The organism is Bdellovibrio sp. HCB117, from assembly GCF_047305915.1.
Taxonomy (GTDB): Bacteria; Bdellovibrionota; Bdellovibrionia; order Bdellovibrionales; family Bdellovibrionaceae; genus Bdellovibrio; species Bdellovibrio bacteriovorus_B.
Genome location: NZ_CP178622.1, coordinates 1,473,377 through 1,496,522 on the forward strand (window position 1 = coordinate 1,473,377; position 23,146 = coordinate 1,496,522).

At 45.4% G+C, this 23,146-nt stretch carries 25 protein-coding genes; 7 read left to right on the top strand and 18 right to left on the bottom strand.

Annotated features, from left to right (window positions below):
- Position 1: 1 nt before the first annotated feature.
- Entirely contained in the window at positions 2–298 is a 297-nt protein-coding gene (locus ACLWBD_RS07025; RefSeq protein ID WP_063208209.1) for a hypothetical protein, read from the bottom strand.
- Between the two features lie 161 nt (positions 299–459).
- Between ACLWBD_RS07025 and ACLWBD_RS07030 the strand changes: the two genes are divergently transcribed.
- The 3 genes from ACLWBD_RS07030 (at position 460) to infC (ending at position 3,939) form a co-directional block, all read left to right on the top strand.
- Entirely contained in the window at positions 460–1,173 is a 714-nt protein-coding gene (locus ACLWBD_RS07030) for a PilZ domain-containing protein (RefSeq protein ID WP_413570261.1), read from the top strand.
- A 103-nt stretch (positions 1,174–1,276) separates the two neighbouring features.
- The gene (gene thrS / locus ACLWBD_RS07035; RefSeq protein WP_063208204.1) at positions 1,277–3,253 is read left to right on the top strand and encodes a threonine--tRNA ligase; all 1,977 of its coding nucleotides are present in this window, start codon (positions 1,277–1,279) and stop codon (positions 3,251–3,253) included.
- 14 nt (positions 3,254–3,267) lie between these two features.
- A complete protein-coding gene (gene infC / locus ACLWBD_RS07040; RefSeq protein ID WP_301335620.1) occupies positions 3,268–3,939 on the top strand; it encodes a translation initiation factor IF-3 in 672 nt (223 codons plus the stop codon).
- Here infC and ACLWBD_RS07045 read toward each other — a convergent pair.
- The gene (locus ACLWBD_RS07045) at positions 3,936–4,271 is read right to left on the bottom strand and encodes a hypothetical protein (protein WP_413570262.1); all 336 of its coding nucleotides are present in this window, start codon (positions 4,269–4,271) and stop codon (positions 3,936–3,938) included. The genes infC and ACLWBD_RS07045 overlap by 4 nt on opposite strands.
- A gap of 1 nt (position 4,272) precedes the next feature.
- On the opposite strand from ACLWBD_RS07045, the gene ACLWBD_RS07050 reads away from it, so the two are divergent.
- The 3 genes from ACLWBD_RS07050 (at position 4,273) to dtd (ending at position 5,577) form a co-directional block, all read left to right on the top strand.
- Positions 4,273–4,689, top strand: a complete 417-nt coding sequence (locus ACLWBD_RS07050) for a hypothetical protein (RefSeq protein WP_413570263.1) — start codon at positions 4,273–4,275, stop codon at positions 4,687–4,689.
- A gap of 91 nt (positions 4,690–4,780) precedes the next feature.
- Positions 4,781–5,140 carry an ArsC/Spx/MgsR family protein gene (locus ACLWBD_RS07055; protein ID WP_413570264.1) on the top strand — a complete coding sequence of 120 codons (360 nt, stop codon included), beginning with the start codon at positions 4,781–4,783 and terminating at the stop codon, positions 5,138–5,140.
- A complete protein-coding gene (gene dtd / locus ACLWBD_RS07060; RefSeq protein WP_413570266.1) occupies positions 5,140–5,577 on the top strand; it encodes a D-aminoacyl-tRNA deacylase in 438 nt (145 codons plus the stop codon). Before ACLWBD_RS07055 ends, dtd begins: the two co-directional genes overlap by 1 nt.
- A gap of 91 nt (positions 5,578–5,668) precedes the next feature.
- Here the strand turns inward: dtd and ACLWBD_RS07065 are convergent, their stop codons facing one another.
- From ACLWBD_RS07065 to ACLWBD_RS07140, 16 genes are all read right to left on the bottom strand, one after another.
- On the bottom strand, positions 5,669–6,916 hold the full coding sequence (locus tag ACLWBD_RS07065; RefSeq protein WP_413570267.1) for a hypothetical protein: 1,248 nt from the start codon (positions 6,914–6,916) through the stop codon (positions 5,669–5,671).
- Positions 6,913–7,950, bottom strand: a complete 1,038-nt coding sequence (locus ACLWBD_RS07070) for a hypothetical protein (RefSeq protein WP_413570270.1) — start codon at positions 7,948–7,950, stop codon at positions 6,913–6,915. Before ACLWBD_RS07070 ends, ACLWBD_RS07065 begins: the two co-directional genes overlap by 4 nt.
- Entirely contained in the window at positions 7,947–8,690 is a 744-nt protein-coding gene (locus ACLWBD_RS07075; protein WP_063245200.1) for an outer membrane beta-barrel domain-containing protein, read from the bottom strand. Before ACLWBD_RS07075 ends, ACLWBD_RS07070 begins: the two co-directional genes overlap by 4 nt.
- Entirely contained in the window at positions 8,687–10,054 is a 1,368-nt protein-coding gene (locus ACLWBD_RS07080; protein WP_413570272.1) for a hypothetical protein, read from the bottom strand. The genes ACLWBD_RS07075 and ACLWBD_RS07080 overlap by 4 nt, the downstream gene beginning before the upstream one ends.
- A gap of 12 nt (positions 10,055–10,066) precedes the next feature.
- Entirely contained in the window at positions 10,067–11,293 is a 1,227-nt protein-coding gene (locus ACLWBD_RS07085; RefSeq protein WP_063208177.1) for an AgmX/PglI C-terminal domain-containing protein, read from the bottom strand.
- A 15-nt stretch (positions 11,294–11,308) separates the two neighbouring features.
- Positions 11,309–11,584, bottom strand: a complete 276-nt coding sequence (locus ACLWBD_RS07090; protein WP_063208174.1) for a hypothetical protein — start codon at positions 11,582–11,584, stop codon at positions 11,309–11,311.
- Positions 11,581–14,541 (bottom strand): tetratricopeptide repeat protein, encoded by a 2,961-nt coding sequence (locus tag ACLWBD_RS07095; RefSeq protein ID WP_413570274.1) that lies wholly within the window; start codon positions 14,539–14,541, stop codon positions 11,581–11,583. The genes ACLWBD_RS07090 and ACLWBD_RS07095 overlap by 4 nt, the downstream gene beginning before the upstream one ends.
- A complete protein-coding gene (locus ACLWBD_RS07100; RefSeq protein WP_063208168.1) occupies positions 14,538–15,032 on the bottom strand; it encodes an ExbD/TolR family protein in 495 nt (164 codons plus the stop codon). Before ACLWBD_RS07100 ends, ACLWBD_RS07095 begins: the two co-directional genes overlap by 4 nt.
- A 5-nt stretch (positions 15,033–15,037) precedes the next feature.
- On the bottom strand, positions 15,038–15,505 hold the full coding sequence (locus ACLWBD_RS07105; RefSeq protein WP_253696815.1) for an ExbD/TolR family protein: 468 nt from the start codon (positions 15,503–15,505) through the stop codon (positions 15,038–15,040).
- A gap of 2 nt (positions 15,506–15,507) precedes the next feature.
- Entirely contained in the window at positions 15,508–16,197 is a 690-nt protein-coding gene (locus ACLWBD_RS07110; RefSeq protein WP_063245204.1) for a MotA/TolQ/ExbB proton channel family protein, read from the bottom strand.
- Between the two features lie 272 nt (positions 16,198–16,469).
- Positions 16,470–17,291 (bottom strand): hypothetical protein, encoded by an 822-nt coding sequence (locus ACLWBD_RS07115; protein WP_413570276.1) that lies wholly within the window; start codon positions 17,289–17,291, stop codon positions 16,470–16,472.
- Positions 17,292–17,551: 260 nt separating this feature from the next.
- The gene (locus ACLWBD_RS07120; protein WP_413570278.1) at positions 17,552–18,565 is read right to left on the bottom strand and encodes a cytochrome d ubiquinol oxidase subunit II; all 1,014 of its coding nucleotides are present in this window, start codon (positions 18,563–18,565) and stop codon (positions 17,552–17,554) included.
- The gene (locus tag ACLWBD_RS07125) at positions 18,562–19,863 is read right to left on the bottom strand and encodes a cytochrome ubiquinol oxidase subunit I (protein ID WP_063208156.1); all 1,302 of its coding nucleotides are present in this window, start codon (positions 19,861–19,863) and stop codon (positions 18,562–18,564) included. Before ACLWBD_RS07125 ends, ACLWBD_RS07120 begins: the two co-directional genes overlap by 4 nt.
- Positions 19,864–19,941: 78 nt before the next feature.
- Positions 19,942–20,982, bottom strand: a complete 1,041-nt coding sequence (locus ACLWBD_RS07130; protein ID WP_063208153.1) for a DUF4421 family protein — start codon at positions 20,980–20,982, stop codon at positions 19,942–19,944.
- A complete protein-coding gene (locus tag ACLWBD_RS07135) occupies positions 20,982–22,013 on the bottom strand; it encodes an alpha/beta hydrolase (protein WP_413570281.1) in 1,032 nt (343 codons plus the stop codon). Before ACLWBD_RS07135 ends, ACLWBD_RS07130 begins: the two co-directional genes overlap by 1 nt.
- Before the next feature lie 31 nt (positions 22,014–22,044).
- Complete coding sequence (locus tag ACLWBD_RS07140) at positions 22,045–22,599, bottom strand: hypothetical protein (protein ID WP_413570283.1); 555 nt, start codon at positions 22,597–22,599, stop codon at positions 22,045–22,047.
- A 305-nt stretch (positions 22,600–22,904) separates the two neighbouring features.
- Here ACLWBD_RS07140 and rpmI point away from each other — a divergent pair, with 305 nt between their 5' ends.
- Complete coding sequence (rpmI, locus tag ACLWBD_RS07145) at positions 22,905–23,096, top strand: 50S ribosomal protein L35 (RefSeq protein WP_011164102.1); 192 nt, start codon at positions 22,905–22,907, stop codon at positions 23,094–23,096.
- The last annotated feature ends 50 nt before the right edge of the window (positions 23,097–23,146 follow it).

The window sequence follows — 23,146 nt, forward strand, 5'->3', positions numbered from 1 at the left end:
GCTATTCAGAAACTTTGTCTTTCGTGTTCTTTACGCCATCGCCGACAGCGTCAGCGCCTTCCTCAACACGATTGCCTGCTTTTTTAGCAGCGCACTTCACATCGCCTTCCATGCACACCGCTTCTTCAACGCGGTTGCCGGCTTTCTTCGCGGAAGACTTCACTTTGCGGCCCGCTTTTTTTGTGGTGTCTTTCGTCGACTCCGCAGCGTTGTCCATTTTCTGGCCCACAGTTTCTTCCGCATGAACCACAGAGCCTGTCATAAAGACTGCGACCAAAACGGCAAAAATAGTTTTCATGTTTTCTCCTTTGGTTGTTTACATGTTTTATCGTGTGGGGACTTTTTGTTTTGGTAAATCAGTAATTTAACAATGTTGTTTAAAGCTTTCTTTTCACCTGTCCACAGCGTAGACGGTGAAAGACGGATCATTTTGATCTGAGCTTGGGCTTCAAGATTGCAATGCATTCATCCATGCAGAAAAAGCCCGTGAAAGACCTGATCTATCTCAGTTCGAGTCAAAGTACTGTTCCCGGATTGGCGTCAATTCCGGCTTATCTGCAAGGGATTCAAGGCGTGCGCTGGCACTTGGCTCCGCCGCCTGAACTCTTAAAGGATTTCTTAAAGTCGCAACCTGGGGAGCTATTCGTGATTGTTCACTCAAAGTCATTATCCACCAAAGTCGCCGAAGCCTTCTTAGCTTGGACGAAAACAAAAGTTAAAGTGAGCTTTATCTTTATCGCGCAAACTATTGAAAAGGCGGCATTTCAGTTGTCGCACACCTTTCCCCAAGCTCTCTTTCTTTACGAATCAGAGGGCCTGCGTATTAGTGAGATTGTGACTCGTCGCCTCCAGGGAAAGCCCGTGAAAAGCCGTAAGCAAGAGCGCATGCGCGTGCAGTCCGAAGTGATGCTCAAGAAGTCAGTGACAGCCGAAGCCTCGCCAACGGGGGCGTCTGTGCAGTTCCTGAAAGAGGGTCACATGCAGGACTTCTCCCAAGGAGGAGCCCAAATCACCGTGGAAGAGGGCGAGATCAGCGTGAAGGACTTTATCAGCCTGATGTACAAGAACCGCCACGGCCGTTGGGTCTCTGTGGAGTCCCAAGTTCGCTGGGTTGTGTCGACCGCACCGGGGGAGCAAATTATAGGTGTGCAATTTCTCGCTGTGAGTGCTTGACCCTTCGTGGCTAGGGGATTACTAATGATGTGATGCAAATGCATATTTCTTCATCACATTCTCTAACAATCTCAGGTCGTTTCGCGACGACCACTCTATCGTAATGTCACAAACTACTATTATTCTGCCGGATAACTCGACGAAGGTTTTTGACCACGAACCGACAGCGCTGGAAGTGGCGCAGTCCATCGGTCCTCGTTTGGCTAAAGAAACCCTTGGTGTACAACTCAATGGTTCTAAAGAGATCTCGGATCTTAGAACCCCACTTAAAGATCAAACTAAAATCGCCCTGATCACCACGAAAAGCCCAGAAGCGGTGGAAGTGATTCGTCACTCTTGCGCGCATATCATGGCTCAAGCGGTTCAAGATATTTGGCCGGAAGTGAAAGTAACCATCGGTCCGGTGATCGAGAATGGTTTCTATTACGACTTCGATTCTCCGTTTGCCTTCACCGAAGAGCATTTCGAGAAAATCGAAAAGAAGATGACCGAGATCGTGAATAAAGATCTTCCTATCACTCGTGAAAACTGGCCGATTGCTAAAGCTATTGAAACTTTCAAAGGCATGGGCGAGCGCTTCAAAGTCGAGTTGATCGAAGACCTGGCGAAAAAAGGCGAAACTGTTGTCGGTATCTACCATAATGGCGATGCTTGGTTTGACCTGTGCCGTGGTCCGCACATTCAAAGCACTGGACAAATCAAAGCCTTCAAACTTCTTTCCGTAGCGGGAGCTTACTGGAGAGGCGATGAAAAGAATGCCATGCTTCAGCGTGTGTACGCGACAGCGTTTGGCGATAAAAAAGAGCTGGATCAATATCTTCACAATATCGAAGAAGCGAAAAAGCGCGACCATCGTAAGTTGGGTAAAGAGTTAGGTCTTTTCCATTTCCACGAATGGGCTCCAGGTTCTCCGTTCTTTACAGGAAAGGGTGCGGTTGTTTACACAGAACTGCAAACTTACTTGCGCGAACTTTATTTTGAAACGGGTTACCAAGAAGTTATCACTCCACAAATTTTTGACGTGAACCTGTTCCATACATCAGGTCACTATCAAAACTATAAAGAGAACATGTTCTTCACGAAAGTGGATGAGCGCGATTTTGCTTCAAAACCAATGAACTGTCCTTCGCACTGTTTGCTTTTCAACTCTGAAAAGTATTCTTACCGTGATCTGCCAATCAAAATGGCGGACTTTGGACGTTTGCACCGCTTTGAAAAATCGGGCGCTATGCACGGTTTGACTCGTGTTCGTACATTCTGTCAGGACGACGCACACATCTTCTGCCGCATGGATCAGTTGCAAGACGAGATCGCGAAGTTCATGCACTTGCTGAATCGTGTTTACGATAAGCTGGGAATGAACAACTACAAGATCTATCTTTCCACTCGTCCCGACAATCGCATGGGCAGTGAAGAGTACTGGGATATGGCCGAAGGTGCTTTGGCTGAAGCCCTTAAAACTTTGAATTTGCCATTCACGATCAATCCCGGTGACGGCGCCTTCTACGGTCCGAAACTGGATATCATGTTCGTTGATGCTTTGAACCGCCCTTGGCAGTTGGGGACACTTCAAGTGGACCCGAATCTTCCCGAGGCTTTCAATTTGAAATACACGGGCGAAGACAACAAAGAACACCGTCCGATCATGCTTCACCGTGCGATCTTGGGTTCTTTAGAGCGCTTTATCGGTGTTTATATCGAGCACACGGCCGGACATTTGCCTCCATGGTTGTGCCCGACTCAAGTGGCGATTTTAAACGTTACAGACCGTGTGAATACGTTCTGTGAAGATTTAATGAAACTTCTTAAAGAGCATAAAGTTCGTGTTGAATTTGACCGCCGTAATGAGAAGCTTAATTACAAGATCCGCGAAGCTCAGATGCAGAAAGTTCCATACATGGTTATTGTCGGGGATAAAGAAGCCGAGACTAAGACCGTGTCTTTGCGTTTAAGAGATGGCTCTGAACACAAAGGTTTGACTGTGGATCAGTTAATGAAAACAATTTTAGACGATATTAGTACAAGAAAGTTGCAATCTTCACTTGCGAAGGCTGCGACTGTAACTGAAAGTCAGCCATAGGCTGGGAGGTTCCCATTAGCAAGTTCGAAGGTAATTTTAGAGGTGGCGGTGGTCGTTTTGATCGCAACAAGAAAGACTCTAAAGACTCTTTAAGAGTAAACCGTGAGATTCGCGCTCAACAAATTCGTGTTATCGACGACGAAGGTAACATGTTGGGTGTGATGACTGTTCCTGAGGCGTTACGTATTGCGGAAGATAGAGGCCTCGATCTTCTAGAGATTGCTCCAACGGCGTCTCCTCCTACTTGTAAAATCATGGATTACGGCAAGTGGAAGTACGAAAATAAAAAGAAGGCCACGGCCGCTCGTAAAAAACAAACTGTCGTGACAATCAAAGAGATCCAAATGCGTCCACGCACGGATCAACATGACTTTGAAACTAAGATGAACCACGCTCGTCGTTTCCTTTTGGACGGCGACAAAGTGAAAGTTTCATTGCGTTTCATGGGTCGTGAGATGGCCCATCAAGAGTTGGGTATGGAAGTGATGCAGAAATGTATCGCCTTCGTAAACGATCTTGCGATGGTAGAGTCTCAACCGAAAATGGAAGGTAAGAACATGTTCTTAATGTTGGGCCCAGACCCACTTAAGATCAAAGAATACCAAAAACTTCACCCTAATAAGTCGAAGCAAGACACCAAAGAACTTGCCGATCTAGAAGAAGTCGAAGAAGAAGACGAAGACTAAAAAAAAAGGAGCCCACAAGGCTCCTTTTTTTTTAGGTGCCTGCTTCTTTTCTGTAATCCACCGCATAATTTCGATTTTTTCCAAAAAAATGCCAGGAGATATTCCAACCGTCGCGCGTTCAACGCCATTTGGTTGAAAATATCCCTGGCATCTTTCGTTTTTACCTCTGCCGGATTTTCAGCAGCGGGTGAGTTGGCGGCAGTGGAGACTGTCGAATCCTCGTCAGGTCTAGGTTCAGCTGTTGTTTTATTCGATTTGGCCCTTATTTCCGACGGCACAGCCGGTGCAATCTTCTTTTGGTGTGAGTTCAACAAAACAACAAAAGGGGACATTATGAAAATCAAATCTAAAATTTTAACTCTGGCACTTCTTGGAATCCTTGGCGCAGTGACTTTCGCAGCGAAGCCGGCAAAAGCAGACATTCTGCCTTTGCCGACCGCGAACCTTTCTAACAGATCTGTTTGGATCACTGTTTACAGTCTGGTGACGCACCAGCAGCTCGACTGGGGTTGTCTGCCAGCGCAAAGTCAGCGTACTTGGTGGAGTGGAAACTACGTGGTCCTTGTCCCTTACTATGTTCGTGGTGAAGTGAAAGAAAACGCGGATTGCAGTGGCAGAACAATTGGTGACAACGGCACGCAAATTCAACTTCCAAGCTACGCGTGGATTGATCAGAGCTTCAATTGGCATACAACGCCGACTCCTCCGATGTCTCACGATGCCGATCCTCAATACATGGACGCAGAATAGTTAAGAAAAGCCCAAAGGTGCCAGGGATTTTTGGTTGAATTTCGGCAAAAATCTTCTAGCACCTTATGGGGTTCCGTCTTATTTATGAGGGATGGAAAAATGGATTCTTTATCACAACCCGAAGTGCAGTAAAAGTCGTGAGGCTTTAACTCTTTTGCAATCTCAATCGGCGGCGTTTGAAGTCGTTGAGTATCTTAAAAATCCTCCTAGCGAAAAAGATCTGCGTGCGATCGTCGCAAAACTTCAAGGTCCTCTTTCGGCGCTTGTTCGTACGAAAGAAGAAGAGTTTCAATCGGCTCCTTTTGATGTCCAGTCTGAAGAAGTCGTGATTCAAAAGATCTTGCAACAGCCAAAATTGCTGGAGCGTCCTTTGTTGTTAACTCCCAGTGCGGCTGTCATCGGTCGTCCGCTTGAAAATATCGAAGCCGAAATTAAAAGAGCGGGCAAATAATGAAAGCAGTCGTGCAAAGAGTTTTGAATGCATCAGTCACGGTGGATGGAAAGTTGATTTCTTCCGTCGACAAAGGCTTTCTAACATTGTTAGGTGTGGCAAAAGGCGATACCGAAGAGCAACTGCAAAAGCTCATCAACAAAATCATCGCACTACGTGTGTTCCCAGATGAAAACGGCAAAATGAATTTGTCATTAAAAGACGTCGGCGGGCAGCATCTGATCGTTTCGCAATTCACCTTGTTAGGTGATGCCTCAAAAGGGAATCGTCCCAGCTTTATCAATGCGGAGGCGCCTGAAATCGCAAATGCTCTGTATGAAAAAGCTCTTGAACTCAGTCGAGCGCAAGGAGTGCCCACTCACGGCGGCGTCTTTGGTGGCGATATGAAAGTTAGTTTGGTCAATGATGGTCCGGTGACTTTGCTTCTTGAAGTTTAAGAAGGCAAAACTAAGACGACGTGATGGAAAGTCCCCATAATGAAAAAAGCCGCTTGATAGCGGCTCTTTTATTTCGATATATGCGAAGAAACTAATTTTTTAAAGTCAAAGGAACAAGGTCGACAGAGAATCTGGCGCCTTCAACGTATTGATAGTCGATATCACCGGAAAGAACGATCGAGTTGTCTTCGGGATTGTACAACCAGCCACCCTTTGCCTTTTGCGGAATGACTTGTTTACCGTAACGAACGCGCACCATCAACTGGCCATTCTTATCTGCGCGAGGACGTTGGCTTAAGAAGATCTCCTTCGACAAAGTCTTGACCGTGATGTCGGAACCGATCTGAGCCAACTCGTCACCAAACTTAGGGCTGACGATGCTCATGATGTGTTTTGCGCGAATTTGTTCTGGCGTGCCTTCGTTCGGATTAGCTGCGACAATCAACTGCTCTAAACGTGCAGGACCGAAACCAGTACACTTGCCGTTGTTCTTTGGAGTTTTCTGATTCATATCGAAGCACTCAGGGTGGTACTTCGGATGAATACGCAAATCCCAGTCTTTGTATGTGTCAGGATCTTGCGGGCGTACAAGCACACCGTACACAGCGACTTTTTCAGTGCGGCCGCCTTTAAAGTCGATCAGTTTTTGCGCCATTTCTTCCGGGTTTAGGTTTTTAGAAGAGTCGTCAGCATCTGTCAAAAGAACCACAACAAGTTGCGCGTCCTTACGGAAGAACCCTTCGTTAGAAGCACCGCGACCTGTTTTTTCCAAAGCCGCCGCCAAAGGCGAGAACAACTCTTCAAACTCAGGTCCGCCTTGAGCATACGGAGTCACACCGATATTCAAAGTAGAAGCGATCAATTTGCTGTTATTGTCAGATTTAGCCACGAAACGTCGGCTTTGTGATGTCTGACCTTGAGTGTTCTTAATGTAACGAAGGTCACCAATTTGGTAGATATCCTTCTTAGTCTGCGCATAACGATCTGAACTATCCCATACAGAGATTACGCCGATGTGGTAGTCGATCATTTTATTTTTCAAAATACCCGCAGTAAAACGATCAATATTGCGCAACAGATTGTCTTGCGCGGTTTTCATACTGTCGGAGTTGTCCGTCACAAAAAGAATGTCCACTTCAGGATTGAAGTCAAATTGGCTTTGACCGCCATCTTCAGTGATCCACTCAAAAGTTTGAGCAGGGATTTGCTCGTACTGAGGGATTTGAACTTGCTCTTCAGCCAAAGGTCTTTCAACTTTTAAAGTCGCGGACTCTGGGCTGCACGCAGAGACCAACATAAATGCTGTAAAATAAATTGCTACGATAACGAGGTTTCTCACATTTTCCTCCTGATCCCTTTGGCGCAAGTTTTTGCCGCCACTTCGAACTTATCTAGTTCGTCGATCCAAGGTCTGCCGTCATCCATAAAAACCAGCTTGTCGTCGCCAACTTTTTCAAAGTTGTTTTTCTTGTACATGCTGTCAGCCAGTTCCATATCCGTGTGAACACGTTGGATGGCTTCCACCTCAACAAGGTTGAGCTTTTGAATGACGTTGAAGTTTTCATTCGTTTCTTCTTGAGCCAATTCTTGAACACGTTTTTTCAGTGCAAGGAAACTTTGAGTATTGGCTTTTTCCAATTGATCCTTAGCACGAACAGAATCTGCCAAAGCAATGGCTCTTTCCGAAGCTTTAAAACGCAAAGCCTGCTTCTGGAATTCCACGTCTTTATAAATTAATAAAGGCAGGCGTTGGACCGCATCGCCCATATCGTCCAAAGTGAGTGGAAACTTATCAGCTTTTTTCAAAACTTGTGTCAAAGCTTCATTCCAACCAGTTTTAGCCAACTGCTGAACTTCCATGATACGGTTCTTCTGTTTCTCTTTGAAAATCTGGTGAGTTTCAAAAACGCCTTTGTAATCGCAGATCTTCAATTGAGTTAAAGACTGAAGTAAGAAGGCCTCTGAATTGGAAATCTCAGCGAACTGGGGAGCCAACAAAGTCTTAGTTTGCGCCAAAGTCTTTTCATAATCTTCCTGACGGAAGTATGCCCAACCTTTTTCCTCCACCGCTGACAACCAGTAAGTATTTCCGCGAGGAATTTCATTGTAAGTGCGAATGGCTTGTTCAAATTGGCCTTTTGTGAAAAGCTTACGGCCTTCACTCAGCGATTTTTTGTTTTCGCAATCACTGCAAGTGCCTAAAGCTTTTTTCTCGAGGTCCGAGGTGCTAAACGCGATATTCTTTTTAGCAGCTTTGTCGGACCAGGACTGAGCCCAGTCTTTAACCGACACGCGATCCTGAGCAAGAGCTTGCGTCGACAAGCTCAGGCTTAGAAAAGCCATTGTGCTAAGAGCGACGAAAGACTTCATCATAAGATCCATCCAAGGCCAAGTGAACCAGTCACAACATCCAACTTGCGAGCTCCAGTTGCAATTTGATCTTCATAAGTTTGGTAACGAATTTCCGCACGAGCAGAAACGTGTTTTGTGATCCAAGCACCTAAACCCAAACCACCAGTCATAACCGATGTCGAACCGCTAGAAAGAGTGATCGAACCGCCACCTGCTAAAAGGTAAAGGTCAAACTGAGTCACACCCATATCATAGAAGCTTGTCTTACCGTAAACAGGATACCAGTTCACAACCGCAATAGTAGAGTTCAACGGGTAGTCGATATCCACAGGAAGAGCACGACCGCCAGCTTGTTCTGCTGCTTTAGCATCGTCATAAATACGTTGACCTTCTGACGTCAAACTGTTACCGAAATCGTAATAACGAACACCCAAAGACCAGCGAGGAGTGATGTGGTAATCCACTTGAGCACCCAAAGCTTGAGTTTTAACGTAAGCATCACCACCGAAAACAGAACCGTAAGAAAGACCGAACTCTAAAGTGTTGCGGCGATCTACGATACGCTCTTGAACGATACGAGAACGGCTCGTGGATTTAACTTTTTCAGCCATCTCCATCAATTCTCTGTTGCCACCTAAAGTATCGATGTCCTCATTGGCATTGATTTGTTTTGCTGAAGACTTCGTAGAAGCTGCGAAAGTTGAAGTCGCCGTCAAAGAAATCGCAAGGAAAGCGATTGTTAGTAAATTCATAGTTTTCATTGTGCAGCCTCCGTAGCGCAAAGTTTTTTGTCTTCAGTCGAAGCCACTACTTTAAGCTTATATGGGGTAACATCCGAATTTCTGCCGTTGATAACGGCTTGAGCATTCATTGTGATCTCGCCGTTCAATTGCTCAGACTTAGCGTCACACGGAACATTCCACGTTAAAGAGCATTCCTGTTTAGCCGCCGTCGTAGCTGAATTCTTACATTCAACCGCCGGAGAACCAGGCAAAGTTGAGGCTGCAGATTCTACCTTCACCAAAGCTTGGCCATCAGCAGAAGACACCGCAAATTTCAGATTCACAGATTGACCTGGGCTAACCACCAAACCTTGTTGTCCCAAACCTGAAAGGTCAAAGCGGGGAGCTTGGATAGCTTTTGTGTAGCGAACTTTAACCTGAGTCAAAGATTCAGGTGTCGAAAGACCGTAGGGGCTATAAACTTTAAAGCTCAAACGAACACGCGTTCCATCGGCAGAAGCCATGATAGCGCCATCTTTAGCAAGCTGAGGTTGAACAGAGATATTTTTAGTATCAAAGATCAAAGTGAACTTCCAATTAGAGTCACCAAGATATTCAGCGTCTTTTTTATTCAAGTCAGCTACGACATAACGAGCCCCATCCAGTTCAAGGAAACTGTTACCAGCCGTGTAGCTTACGCCGTCATAGCTCACAACCAAACGTGGTTTTTGAGCCGCCTTGTTATCGATGCCTGGAATTTTAACTGTTACAGTAAAAGGAACTAAAGTTCCTTCATTCACTTCTGAATTCAAACCCGTCACAGTCAAACCTGATGGAGCTTCCTGATTGCGGAACAAGAAGATGTTAAATTCTTTTTCGCGAACTAAGCCTTTGAGTTTGTCGGCCTCGGCTTGAGAGTTGGCTTTTGAAACTTCCGCGACAACTTTCGCAGTGTAGCTTTTCATAGCCGCATTTGCAGGAACTGTGTAAAGAGCCGGATTCCAAGTTAAGATATAAAGATCTTTTTCTTGAGTGGATTTCTCTAAACGTGCGCCTTCAGGCAGGCCTTGCGCAGTTAGTTTAATCTCGATACCTGGCACAAGGACACGTGCGCGGATTTTAAATTGAGCTTGTTGACCTTCATTGAAAGTCATTTGCGCGTCAGGAGTAATAACGATGAATTTTTCGTCGATTGTGGATTCTTCTTTAACAACCAATACTGGTTTTTCAACCACAACTGTTTTTGTGATCTCACGAGGTTTGTCTGGACCTTGCTGAGTTTGAACTTTTGCGTTCTCGCGCATAGCCGCAAGACCTGGAGCCGGGTCTTTTTGATATTCGCCACAAGCGGCTGTGAAAAGACTTAGTGCGATAACGGGGATTAGGGTAGGCATGTGTTTCATTGTCATCTCCTCTTATCGAGCGCTCACGCGAGTCAATTCAAATGGGTAAAGCACGTCGACGTTAACTTGTCCTACAGGACGAGGGAATTGCCATGTTTTCATTCTTTGCAGCATGCAGCTTTCAACCATGCGCGAACCTAAAGAAGATTCCGCTACTTTAGCTGTTGTGATGCGACCGGAAGCGCCGATTACGAAACTCACCGCCACGCGACCACCGATAGAGGGTTGAGCTTGCAAGCCTTTTTCGTAGCAATAAGTAATTTGACCTTTGTTACGGTTGATAACGGCGATGATTTGGTCTTGATCCAAACCGCCTTCAACAGAAACTTCTTCGTCTAGCGGCAAGCTGACAGCAGAAGTCCCGCCAACCAAGGAAATCTTTCCGTAACCAGCACGACCGCCACCAGATCCACGAGTTCCGTAACCGCCCGCACCTTGAGCGCGAGCGCCTTCACCTGCAGAGCCCGCGATAAGACCGTTACCAGTCATATATCCACGAGCACCACCACGGCCGGCGTTACCGATACCGCCGCCGCCAGCACCTGTGCCAGCAGCGCGGATGTTTTTAAGAGATTGCATATCCAAGCCTTCAGCACCTTTGTGGCCGGTTTTTAGACCACCCAAGGCAGCTAAGGCGCCAACACGGCGAACGTCACGTGCTTTAGCCGTGTTGACTTTGTAGGGCTTTGTTTTCAATTTTTGAGCAACCGGGCGATAGATCTTGTTGCTCTTTTGAATTTTCGTTTTAGAAACCTTCACTGTCGGACGAGCTTTTGGCTCTGGTTTCACGATTTCTTCTTTTGGAAGCATGATTGTCACAAGAGGTGGTTCTTGAGTTTTCATGAAGTAGTTTGTGTAGATCCAAGATCCAACAAGTAACAAGAAGATGGCGGCTAAATGGCCTGCCGTCGTTTTTTGAAGAATAGTCTTAAGCTGTTCTTCGTCTTTTTCTTCAGGAAGTGTGTGCGTCGGGCTGTTTTTAACTGCCGCATTCGGGAACGCTCTTAAGCGACCCAAACCTTGCAACTCGAAACCTTCTTCAGAAAGCTCCGAGATATCAATTTGTTTTAAAAGAGTGTAAGCGATCTTGTTGTCATCAAGAGCTTGAAGGTCGGCAAACGCTTCGATACGGCGACTTTCTTTCAGGTACACAAGATTCATCGTAGTCGCTTGTACCGCGAAAGTGCGAACCTTTTGCCCCATTGTGTTTTCAAGAATCAGAAGTTTCGCTGCGCTCATATGTCTTTCTGCCTTCTAGTTACGTTCAGTTTCTTTTGCCTGACGATCGTTAAAGTGCGTTCGTCCTTTCAAAAGATCTTCTAACAGTTTATCGTTTTCGACCGTAGCTGCCGTACCCATTGAACTTTGGTACTTACCTCTCAGAGTAGAACCGTTAAATCTAAACGAGGTTCCTAGCTGAGATTTTTTAGCTGCGGGCTTCACAGATTTTCCATCTTTTCCCGCTGCCACGGACACTTCGGTCGTTAACAGAGATAGCAAAACCAGGGCCAAAGAAATTACTGATTTCATAAGCTTTTTCCCTTCTGAAGATGGCTTATACGCGCTTCCAAGTAAGAAGGCATAAGGGGATGGCCAATTTTCGTCTCGATCAGTTTCAAATTTTCAATTTCACGGATGTTTGCAGGGTCATCTGCAACAGATTTGCGGGCAGACACTAAATCACGTGACGAAAATGGTCTCTCGTCCATAGCGTCTTCTAAAGCCGACTTCATAGCGCCTTTACCCGGGATCTGGTTGAGTAATGTCAATTCACGCGCTAGCAAAGGACGAAGTTCAGCACGAGCCGTTCTGTAGTCCTTGATAGTTTGCGCCAAAGCCGAGGATTTATTCCAGATTTCCTGTTGTTTTTGCTGAGCCACGCGCGCCTTATACAAGAACGGCTTAGACTGAGCTTTCAACAAAGAAATATACTGATTTTGCTCTTGCGGAGTCAGATTCGCAGGGAGTGGTAGTCCCGCTAAATCACGAACCATGCGCTCATTTTCAGAAGACACAAGGTTCAAAGACATCATCTGTGCTGTTACATCTTTCAATGTCAAACTTTCAGCCAATAACTTATCTGCCTTTTTAAGCAATGACACGCGCTCCGCGATGGTCTTTTGTAAGAGACGGTCTTTGCTCGAATTCAACTGGTGCGATGAAATAGAAGCCTTTGCTTGCAGAACCTTTTCGTAAAAATCTTGTTTCTTCACGAAAACAGGTGCTGATTGTTTACGAAGCTCTTTCATTTCAAGAACCGACTTCATCGCAGAAGCGTTTTCTGTTTTGGCGTAAACCAATAAAGCCGTTTCATTTAAAAGAGCCGGTCTTTGCTTAAGCTCAGGCGCTTGAGCTTTTAATTCTTTAACCGGGTTTTCAGAAGTCAGTACCAAACGCGAACGAATGATCAATGATCTTTCACCACGCAGACCCGCATCCAAAGATTGGCGGTAGTGTTTAGAGGCGTTTAAACCAGCCAAGTCCGCCAATGTTCCAAGACGGAATTCTTTTTCTTTTTCAGAAATCTTAGATTGCTCCATACGAAGTGCCGTCGCATAGGCATTTCTGAAGTCCAATTTCTTCTCGTAGTAGCCTGTCAATTGCTCTAAAGCAGATTCACGTTGGGCGGCTGTTAAACCCGGAACGGCCATCAACGAAGAAAGTGCGCTAACATAAGTTTTTTCTTCATCTAGTTTTTTGGCTAAAACAGCCTGGTTATTAAAGAACAGGATCTTTTCCTGGTTGCTCGCATTTTTAACTTTATCTGTATCAAGGCTGTTTAAAGCCTTCTTCAAATCAGAAGAGCTGGATTTAGGGTCGTTTGCGACACGCGCTACGCGATTCATCAAAGACTTACGCGCAATTCCTTCAAACTCCACGCGATTAGACGGGAAGATCTCGGAATAATCCCAAGCAAGGTCTTCAAGAACTTTTTCGTTTTTAAGCTGCGCCAAGGCATCTAAAGAAAGATCCGCAGATTTCTTGCGAAGGTCAGCAGTTCCCGATTTGTCCTTAGCCAATTCTTCAAAAGACTCTGCTGCATCCGCGAATTTCTTTTGCGTGTAACTTAAGTAAGCCAATTGATATTTCACCTCAAAAGACTTCGCATCGCGAGGGGCGTACTTCAAATAGTGCAGATAAGCTTCGCGCTGCAACTGTGGATTTTTAGATTTTTCCGCAGCAGAAACTTCATTTAAAAGAGCCTCGTTGCGCTCTTTTTGAGAAAACTGACGACTTTCACTTACGGTACGGTAAAGAGCTACAGCAATAGGGAAGTTGTTAAGCTCCATTGCCACGGAAGCCCCACGTTGAGTCATCTCCATATCAGACGGGAAGGTTCTGTTATAGGTGATGTAAGCGTTCATCAAATCTTGGTCAGGCTTTAATTTTTTTGAACGATGAAGTTCTGTTACATAACGTTTCATCGACTTTTGGAGTTCCTCACACTTATCACCCGAGCAGCCGGATTTTTGTAAAGCCAAAGCTGCCTTGGAAAACTCCGCCACAGACTCTGTTGTTTGGCCACGATCATAGTTGATTTGCGCCAACTGAATCGAAGCTTCGATACGCTCTTCTTTAGATAGCGCACTGTGAGCCAAATAACGGCTCATGATTTCTTGAGCGGCTTTCTTCTGACCGATACGATCTGTTTCTTTTGCGAAGTGCAAAAGAAGATCTTTACGTTTTTCTTCGGGAGTTAACGATTCAAATTTAGCGATTTCACGAGAAGTGACATCTTGCTTAGTATAGAACATCGCCAGATCACGTAGAACGTCAGTGTGGAAAGGGGCGTCGTACTTGGAACCCTCTTCCGTTTGACGTGTGATTGCCGAAGGGTCTTTCAAAAGATCCTCAAGAGTCGCAATCGCTGATTTCAAATTATCTGTGTTAAAGTCACACCAAGCGACATTGTAGATCGTTAAATAACGGTTTTCCAGATTCTTATCTTTAAGAGCGATTTGATAATTTTGTTTGGCTTCAACAAAACGACCTTTCTGGAAAAGAAGGTCGCCTAAGCCCACGTGGGAACGAACCACGATGTCTTGATTGATATTTTTCTTTTTTGCGTCTTTGATGATGTTTTCATAAAGAGCAATGGCTTTATCAACTTGGCCAGCCATCTCATAAAGATGGGCCAGTTGGAAAAGAATAGGCCCGTGTTCATTCAGTTTTACTTCTTGCAGAAGCATTTCATAAATACGAATGGCTTTCTGGCGATCGTCTTTAGAACCTTTGCAGCCTTCACAGTTGGCTTCCACTTCCAGCATAAAGCGAGTGCGGGCGCGCTCAGAAAGAAGATCCGCCAGACGCTGCTGGCTTGCAAGCCATGCCGGATCAGACTTATCTAAAGCCGATAAGACACGCTCCATTTTTTTGATAACGAGATCCTGAGTACCTGCCGCCATTTTTTCGGCAAATGCCGGAGGAGTACTCAAAATACCGCCTAAAAATGCTCCAAGAACTAGGATATCGTTAAGTGTTTTCATCGTGCTGGTACCACCGCAAATTTCATTTTCTCAAAACCCGATTCGGAACTTGCTCTTAACAAAGGATCCAAATCTTCGTACTTCATCTCTTGGTCTGCCTGAACTAAAAGTTCAACCAACTTTTCCTCTGATTTCGCTTTAAGCTCCGTCAGCTTCTGACCTAAAGCGCGCACTGGAACGACTTCGTCATTCAGGCGGTAAACACCTTTTTGAATTGTCAAAATAGGTGTTTCCTTGTCGATACCGACACTGTGCTCTGCCATCGGCAAGGACATCTTCGCTGGAACTGTCGACTCAATACCGCTGTTTTGAGTTCCGATCAGAAGATAGATCACGATGATTGAAAAAGCGTCGATCAAAGAAGTTAAGGGAAGTGCCAAAGCTAGATTGCTTGCTGCACCTTTCTTTTTCTTCATTCCCGGCTTTAGGTTTTGTAAGTCACCTAAAGGAGATCTTTTTTTACCAACGTTAGCAAAGGACGATGTTTTCATAAGTCCTACCCAAGTGGGGATAAACCCACACCTTCAAATTGATTCTGTTTCAGTTTGTCCATAATACGAATCACATCACCATAAGAGGCTTGTGCTTCGGGACGCACTACGCCTGTTTTTAGATCAGGCCATTTTGCACGAAGCGCTTGAAGTTTTTGTTCAAGCACGGCCCAGTTCACACTGCGACCTGAAGCCTGAATTTGCTCTTCGTGAGTTTTAGCATTGGGCAAATCGCGCAAGGACAGTTGAACTGCACCCTGTGTGTTTACCGTGATCCAAAGGGATGGAGGATTCTTTGCTCCAGCCACAGAGTTATCACCGATCGCTTGGCGCGTATCGATTGTTCCAATCTGAATCCAAACCGCTGTTAGAAGAAGGAAGCAGATAAGAACCGATAAAATGTCCAAGATCGGTAAAATATTAAGTTCAAAGTTCAAATCTTTGTCGTCGCCCGATCCGCCCATCATGCTCATAACTATCTCCCAGAGTTAGCAGGAACTTCTTTAGTAGTAGAAACCGGCTCGTAGTGGAAACCTAACTGAATGAAAAGGTTCAAAGCGCCTTTATTCAAATCATCCGTCAAACGAGACGCACGGTTTTGCAAGACCGCATACATGATCAAAGCAGGAACTGCCACGATCAAACCGTAAGCTGTCGTATTCATCGCTAAAGAAATACCTTGAGAAAGGATTGTCGCTTTTTCCGCTGGGTTTGCATTTGAAATACCCGCGAAAGAGTGGATCAAACCTGTGATTGTACCTAATAGACCTAATAGAGTTGCTACGTTGGCAAACATCGCCAAGAAACCAATGCGTTTTTCTACGCGAGAGTTTTCTTCAAGAAGAACTTCATCCATTTTAAGTTGGATTTCTTCTTTTCCGCCCATATCCATTGCTGCTTGGATACCCGCTGCGGCAACAACACCCAATGGTTCTTTTGTACCCATTTGAAGTGAGCGGCGCAGAGCTTTTTCTAAGTTTCCAGAGCGAATATCTTCCGCCAAAACCTTGGAAAGTTCTTTTTGATTTGTTTTACGAGCACCGAAAAGGGCAAAAGCTCTTTCCGCGATGATCGCGATAGAAACGATTTGTGCTGCCAAGATAGTCCACATCCAGATTGCATCTGCTGATGTAAAGCCACGACCTAATGATAATAAGAATTCCATAATAATTTATCCTCCACGGTAAATTCTGAAGCCTTAAGAGCAACTAGGGTGCCAGAAGTGGCGTCGAAGTTTTTGACACTTCTAAAAAGTGACAAAATAAGGCTCATGGAACAGCGGGAAGCATTAGTTTTGAGATCACACAAAAAAGAGGGGGGAGGAATTTCCTAAATCATTCCTTAATGATTTTGCTAGCAGGAATTCAGGTTTCCAGACGGGGAAAGAAATTATACTTAGTTCACACCAGAGCCGCAAATTGGCGCAAGCTGAGGTGCTTAAGGAGTTTTAAACCAGCAGGCAGGCCGTGCTGAAACACCGAGGGCGCACGATTTAAGAAGCATGTCTTTTCGTGCATAATCCAAGGGCAAAACATCTTTGCAAAGAGCTCCGGCAAGAAGAGTGTCCAGTCGACATTGTCGGGAAGGGTAGCTGTCAGCGATAGTAGTATCGACCACACTATTATCGGGAGTGTTAAAAGAAATAGGAAAATCCATCACCATCGTCAGGAAACTAAATCCGGCCAAAGCCGCTCTTTGACAGAGATAGGAGTCCGAAGTGCGTGAACCCCAGACCGAGTCACACAGAGTGGTTACGCGCTGAGGGATTTCTTTTCCGCTGAGCGCGGATCGATGGTCTTCGCCTTCAACCATTTTCCTAAAGCAGGTCGCTGTCGAATAGTAATCAGCCTGTCCTTCAGAAGTTAAAAGACTTTTGCCGGTTTCGTCAGAAGGGCCTTCCCATTCTGCGGGAAGGCTTCTTAAGGGTCGACCTCCAAAAAGATGTCCCGCTTCATGACAAAGCGTTAAGGCAAGTGCATCTTCGTTTACGCGCGAAGAGGTCAGCATTCCGACATCGACCCCAATTCCATACTTTTTCAGTTCGTTGCGCACGGCTTGTGCGGAAACTGTGTTCCGATCCCAATGGATTTCTAAGAAGAACTCTTCTCCTCGAGCTTTCGCGATGGGCTCAAACAGACTTTTCGTTTTTGTGAACAGAGCCTGAGCTTTTTCAGGAGAGACTGAGGTCTGTGCATTGGCCTGCGCACTTAAAAGAAATATCACCAGAATGAAAAACGAACCTAAGAGTCTCAAAAGCATACATCTCTTATCGGAAGATTGTGCTTATCAGATCACTGGACTTAGTGCCGTAAAGCATGTCTATGCAGCTACTTCATGTTCTTTATCCTGAACACAGAAAATTTGATTGAGGCTTCGCGCGAATTTTTCAATCCTATTTGTGGGCAGCTCTAAAGAGTTTCGCCCGTTTCACTTCGAGGGAAGATTGTTGGATAAGCAATCAGTCACCGACGGTGAGCCTTGGGGGAGGCAAATTGACCATGGACGGTCAATCCTTGCCGTTACATTTCCTCTGTCGTTCCGGTCTTAAAGACTTTCATCAAATAGAACAAACTTGGAAAGATAAAAAGGCTCCCCACTAAAAGTGCTATCACTAACTGCCACAGTGTTGCTAAAGGAGCTGCTGCTTCGTAAAAACTGATCGGTCCTTGCACTGTCAAAAGGGCATTCGGTGCATTGAGCACATACCATCCAGCCAAGATCAAAGTGATTTGTCCGGCTGCCACCGTGCGAGTTAACAGAGTTTGTCTTTTCCGAATAAAAAACCAAAGCGCGATGAACAGGATCGTTGCCGCAAGCATAATTGCCATAGTGATCTTGCTTTCAAAGAAATCAGCAAACAAAGGCGTGCGCTCATCAGCGGAAGCCGCGAAAACAAAGGCGCCCGAAAGGACGACTAAGTAATTAAGAATAAAAGCGCGCTTAATGAACATCTTTTTAAGATCCAGATTTTCAGTTTCGCCGATCAAATAGACGCTGGCTAAAAAGGCAAAGATGCAAACTACAAAAATTCCCATGCAGAAAGGATAAATTCCCCACCAGGGAGCTATATAGGCTTCGTGAAAGTCGGTGCTTAAAGGATCAATCAAGCCTCGGTTCAAACTTCCGGCAATGATACCAAGCCACATCGCCGTCCAAAGGCTCGAAGTGCCAAATAGAACAGTGTACACGTTTTGTGATTGCGGTGCTTGAACGGCATCGTAATGCCTAAAAGTGAAAGCACACCCACGAACAACAATGCCGAAAAGCAGAGCCACCATCGGAATATGTAGCGAGGTCATAAGAAGCGTGAAGATCGCAGGAAATCCCATGAAAAGTATCACGACAACTAAGATCAGCCACATGTGATTGGCCTCCCACACGGGCCCCATCGCATCGTTGATAACTTTTTTCTGTGAATCTCGTAAACTGTCTGCAGGGAGAAGCTCTAAAATACCGGCTCCGTAATCGGCGCCACCAAATAGAACGTAAAGTAAAAGCGAAGCTCCAATAAAGAAAAGAAGAATTTCAATCATCGAACCTCAAACTTTCTTTGTGCCGCAACAACTTGTCGTTTCAGCAGCCAGACAGTGACGAAGCTTAAGAAGAGATACAATGCTAAGAATAAAAAGAAATGATATTTCATTCCGGGCACGGGTGTGACTGCATCGCGTGTTTTTAAAATCCCGTAAATGATCCAAGGTTGTCGCCCCACTTCAGTGACGATCCATCCAGCTTCCATCGCCACAAATCCCAAAGGCGAAAAGGCGATGATGGTTTTTAAAAGCCAAGATGGGAAAAAATTTTTCCGTTGATAGACGAAAAATAGCACGGCAATCAGAGCCATCGCGGTCCCAATGGCCACCATGATCTGAAAACTGATATGAGTGATCACCAGTGGAGGCCACAGCTCCCGAGGGACTTGATCTAAACCCATCACCTCGGCATCAAAATCGTTAAACGCCAAGAAGCTGAGCATGCCGGGAAGGGGGATGCTATAGTCCATGGTTTGGGTTTCGGCATTGGGAATGCCCCCGATGTGCAACGGCGCTTGTCGCTCGGTTTTAAAGTGACCTTCCATCGCGGCGAGTTTCACGGGTTGCAAAACGGCGACACGCTGAGCAGCGAAGTGTCCAATGAAAGGTTGGGCAATAGAAGCGGCGGCACCAAAACACATCGCAATCTTAAAAGCCTTCAGATGAAGTTCCTGTGCACGACCGCGAAGATATAAAAACGCATGAATACCTGCGACGGCGAAGCCCACGGCTTGCAAAGCCGCAAACTGCATGTGCAAGGTTTGATGAAGCCAGGCCTTATTAAACATCGCGGCTACAGGATCAATATTCATCGCTTCGCCATTCACCCAATCAAAACCTGCAGGTGAATTCATCCAACCATTCGCCGCGACGACGAAAACGCCCGAAGCAAAGCCGCTAATACCCACCATTAAACCCGTGCCCCAGTGAACCCACGGTCGCATCTTCTTCCATCCATAAAGAAAAAGACCAATAGCAATGGCTTCTAAAAAGAAAGCGGTGCCTTCCCAGGAAAAAGGCATTCCTATGATGGGGCCGGCGTATTTCATAAAGCCGGGCCACAAGAGTCCTAACTCGAACGACAAAACTGTTCCCGAGACAGCGCCGACAGCGAATAAAATCGCGACACCTTTCATCCACATTTTAGTGAGCTCGAGATATTCAGGATTTTTCTTCTTCAAAAAAAGATAGTGAGCGGCCGACATAAAAAAAGGCATCGTCATGCCAACCGCAGCAAAGATTATGTGAAACCCTAAAGAAAAAGCCATCGTTGAGCGGGCGGCCATCAGGTCTGTCATGGCTTCACTTTATTCAATTCAAAATCTTAGGTCAAAGTGAACCTAAGGCCGCAACTCTGTGTTGCTCTACACAAGGAGCTAATCAAACCAGCTTGAAACTTCGTTGGCAGGAGGAATGTTGATGCCTTCAAAACGATAGGAATAAAACACCATAAGCTCGATATTGCTGGATTCGATATTGCCATCTTCAATCGTCGTACTGACAGCATCGGAGATGACCTGGAATCCAGCAGAATGTCTTTGTCCATTGTATCCAAGGCCCAAGCGCCCCGTACTAAAGCTGCCAAGGGATTCGCTGGTCTCATCATCCTTCACCACGTATTCCAAATTCACCCTTTGATAGCCTAAGCCCAAGCCCACAAAAGCGGTGGCGTAAAAATTTTGATAAACAGCAATGCCTCCGATGGCAATGCCAGGCCCCGCGGTATCTCTTTGCATTCCATCAAGGTCACTTAAAGATCCAAATTGTGAAGCTGAGGCTGCAGGGATAAAAGCTTCTTTAGCGGCAATGGAATTTCGACTTGCATGAAAATAAGCGGACAGGCCCCAGTCACTTTCTTTTTGAAAACCCGCTTGGTCAAAAGCCATGGCTTGCGAAAAGTTTTCTTCATCGAGATTCCAATAGAAGTTAAAACCAAAATTGCGTGTCTTAATATCATCGCGAAAGATTTTCTTTGATGAGTTCGCAAAAGAGGGATCTAGTTCCGCTGAATTCTCAATGTAGTAACCATCATAAGCTTGCAGAAAGAATTCATAGGTGCGCTTTCCAAAAAAACGCAGTTGAAAATCCACTGCCGAGGAAGAACCGTATTTTTCCTTATCTTCCGTTTCAACCGGGTTTTGTACCGAAGCCGTAAAGCCCAAATTGCGGTAAGAAAAGCCAAGACTGGATTTCGACGGCGAGTTCGGTAAGAACTTCGCATCCGTAAGACCCGACGGAGCTAGTATCGTGAAATTGTAGCGAGGAACAGCCACTCCGAATTTCACTTTCAAAGTGTCCTTCGATTGCGGTGTCCAACTCCAATCTTCAAACTCCTGGTTCGTCAATTCTTCAGAAGGAGTTTGAGCGACAGCGAAGGAGGAAGTTAAAAGGATGACTAGGGGAAGAAGGCACTTCATCACGCTCTCCATAGAGAGGAAAGCCATTTCCATACTTCGACTCTGCGTTCTCCGATATCGAAATGATTTCCGTCGAACTCCACATACTCGTGAGCAATGCCACTTTCACTCAGGAACTTTGATATTTGTCGGCTTCCGTACTGGAGATGGAAGTTGTCTTTGCTTCCGACATCCAGATAAATTCCAGACAGTTTTTTTAAGTGAGAAAGCCGTTTGGGCAAAAAATGGACAGGGTCGTGTTTGAGCCATTGCTCCCAGAGAGCCGGAATTTTTTCGGCCGTGCGAATATCCAAAGGCCAATTAAATTCTACGCCAACGCCTTTCGCCGAATAGCAGGAGGCCATTCCAAAAGCATTGACGACAGAATGCCAGTTCTTAGCCTTCATCAATTTCTTATTTCTTAGTTCTTCAAGGGCTCGAGTGGCAGACTCTTTATATTTTTCCCAAAAAGGATGGGCCTGATAAAGTTCCGGTAAGAGGCTGGCTTCAAAAAAACAATCCGGTGCAATCGCCGCGACATAACTGAAGATCTCTGGATACTTTGATCCTAAATGAAGGGCGCCATAGCCTCCGCTAGATCCTCCCATCACGCACCAGTCTTGGGCGTTATGGGAGACAGGGAAGTGTTCTTTTAATGCGGGGATGATTTCTTTTACAATATAATCTTCGTAGTTTCCTGTGGCCGCAGAATTTATAAACTGAGAACCACCCCAAGAAGTCAAAGCGTCGATAAACACATACAAAGCTTCAGGGGCCTCACCACGCTCGACGGCCTGATCAATCACCTGTACGGCATTTTGTTCATTAAACTTAGGATTGAAATAAAAAGGGGAGTTACCAGTAAATCCACCTAAAACCATGATGACCGGCCAAGGGCCTTCATGGCGGGGGAGAAGAAGAGGATTAAAGCGTGTCGCTGGATCTTTGAGAGGATTGCTTTTAAGCGCAGCACTTTCAATTTTAAGAGTTTCAACTTGAAAGTGCTGTACTTCGTAAGCGCGATAATTTTTTAAAACTTCAGAGGTGATCATGAAAAAAGTCTGTCACCTTCCGAAACCTCAATCAATGCTTATCGTGGTGTGAAAGGGGCAGGCGTTCGGCTTTTTCCAAACGCAGGTCTTTCGTGATAAATCCTGTGTAATTCATGTCACTGTCGACGACGGCTTCGGCCGATTCGCTTAAGACCACCATGTGTGTAGATTCAAAAAAGCGACCCGTGCCATCAAAGCGAAAGCCGACAAACAAAGTGTAAGCCGCGCCCGCCGACATCCAGCCACCGCGACCAAAAGATGTTTGTACTAAGTCTGTCCATTCGACAGCCCCACACTGAGGGATGTAACCGTCGGGGGTGGTGCTAGTTTCTTGGCAGTTTTCCATCTCAAGCTCGTGTTTAATCTTGCTCAGTTCGGAAGTGGGATCGTTCAGCATGATCTGGATGAATTCAGGCATTTCAGAGGCATCAATGTAGGCGGCGACCTGAGTTCCTTCTTTTTCTTCTGTTTCGATGCGTACGGTGGCGCTATTAGCGCTGGTCTTTAAGATTTTCTTAGGTTCGATCGCGTGAGCGGATAAAGAAAGGGAAACGAGCAATACGACAGCTGAAACAAGTTGGTTCATACAAAGATCCTCTTTGAGTAAGTGGGTTTATCGCCTTATTTTTAAGCAAAAATCTTGTATCAAAGAATGCTTTGGAACTCTTTAAAATTTTCTAAAATCTGTCTTAAATTATTGAAATTATGGGGAAAATTAAATAACTTGGCTTTTCCGCAAGCCGGCCTTTAATTCCAGCTAACCCCTCAAAAAAGCTTGCTTTTACCCGACATGCGACATAAAACCATGAGTCCATAATTATGACTGTCTAAGGCAATGGTTAAGAGCTGTCCCCAACGGGAGAGACGCCTTATCGGTGGAAGGTAAACATTATGAAAATGCGCACTCACTCAGGCGCTAAAAAACGTTTGAAAGTTCTTTCAAGCGGTAAAGTTAAGAAAAAAAGCACTCGCATGCGTCACTTGAACTCACACATGAGCTCAAAAACGAAAAGACAACTAGGTAAGACATCATACGTAGAAGACGCGAACATGTTACAAGTTCGTCGTTGCTTGGTGTTCTAGGAATTAATCTAAAAATTTTAAATGTCTTTTCCGTACGTAACTTCGACGAA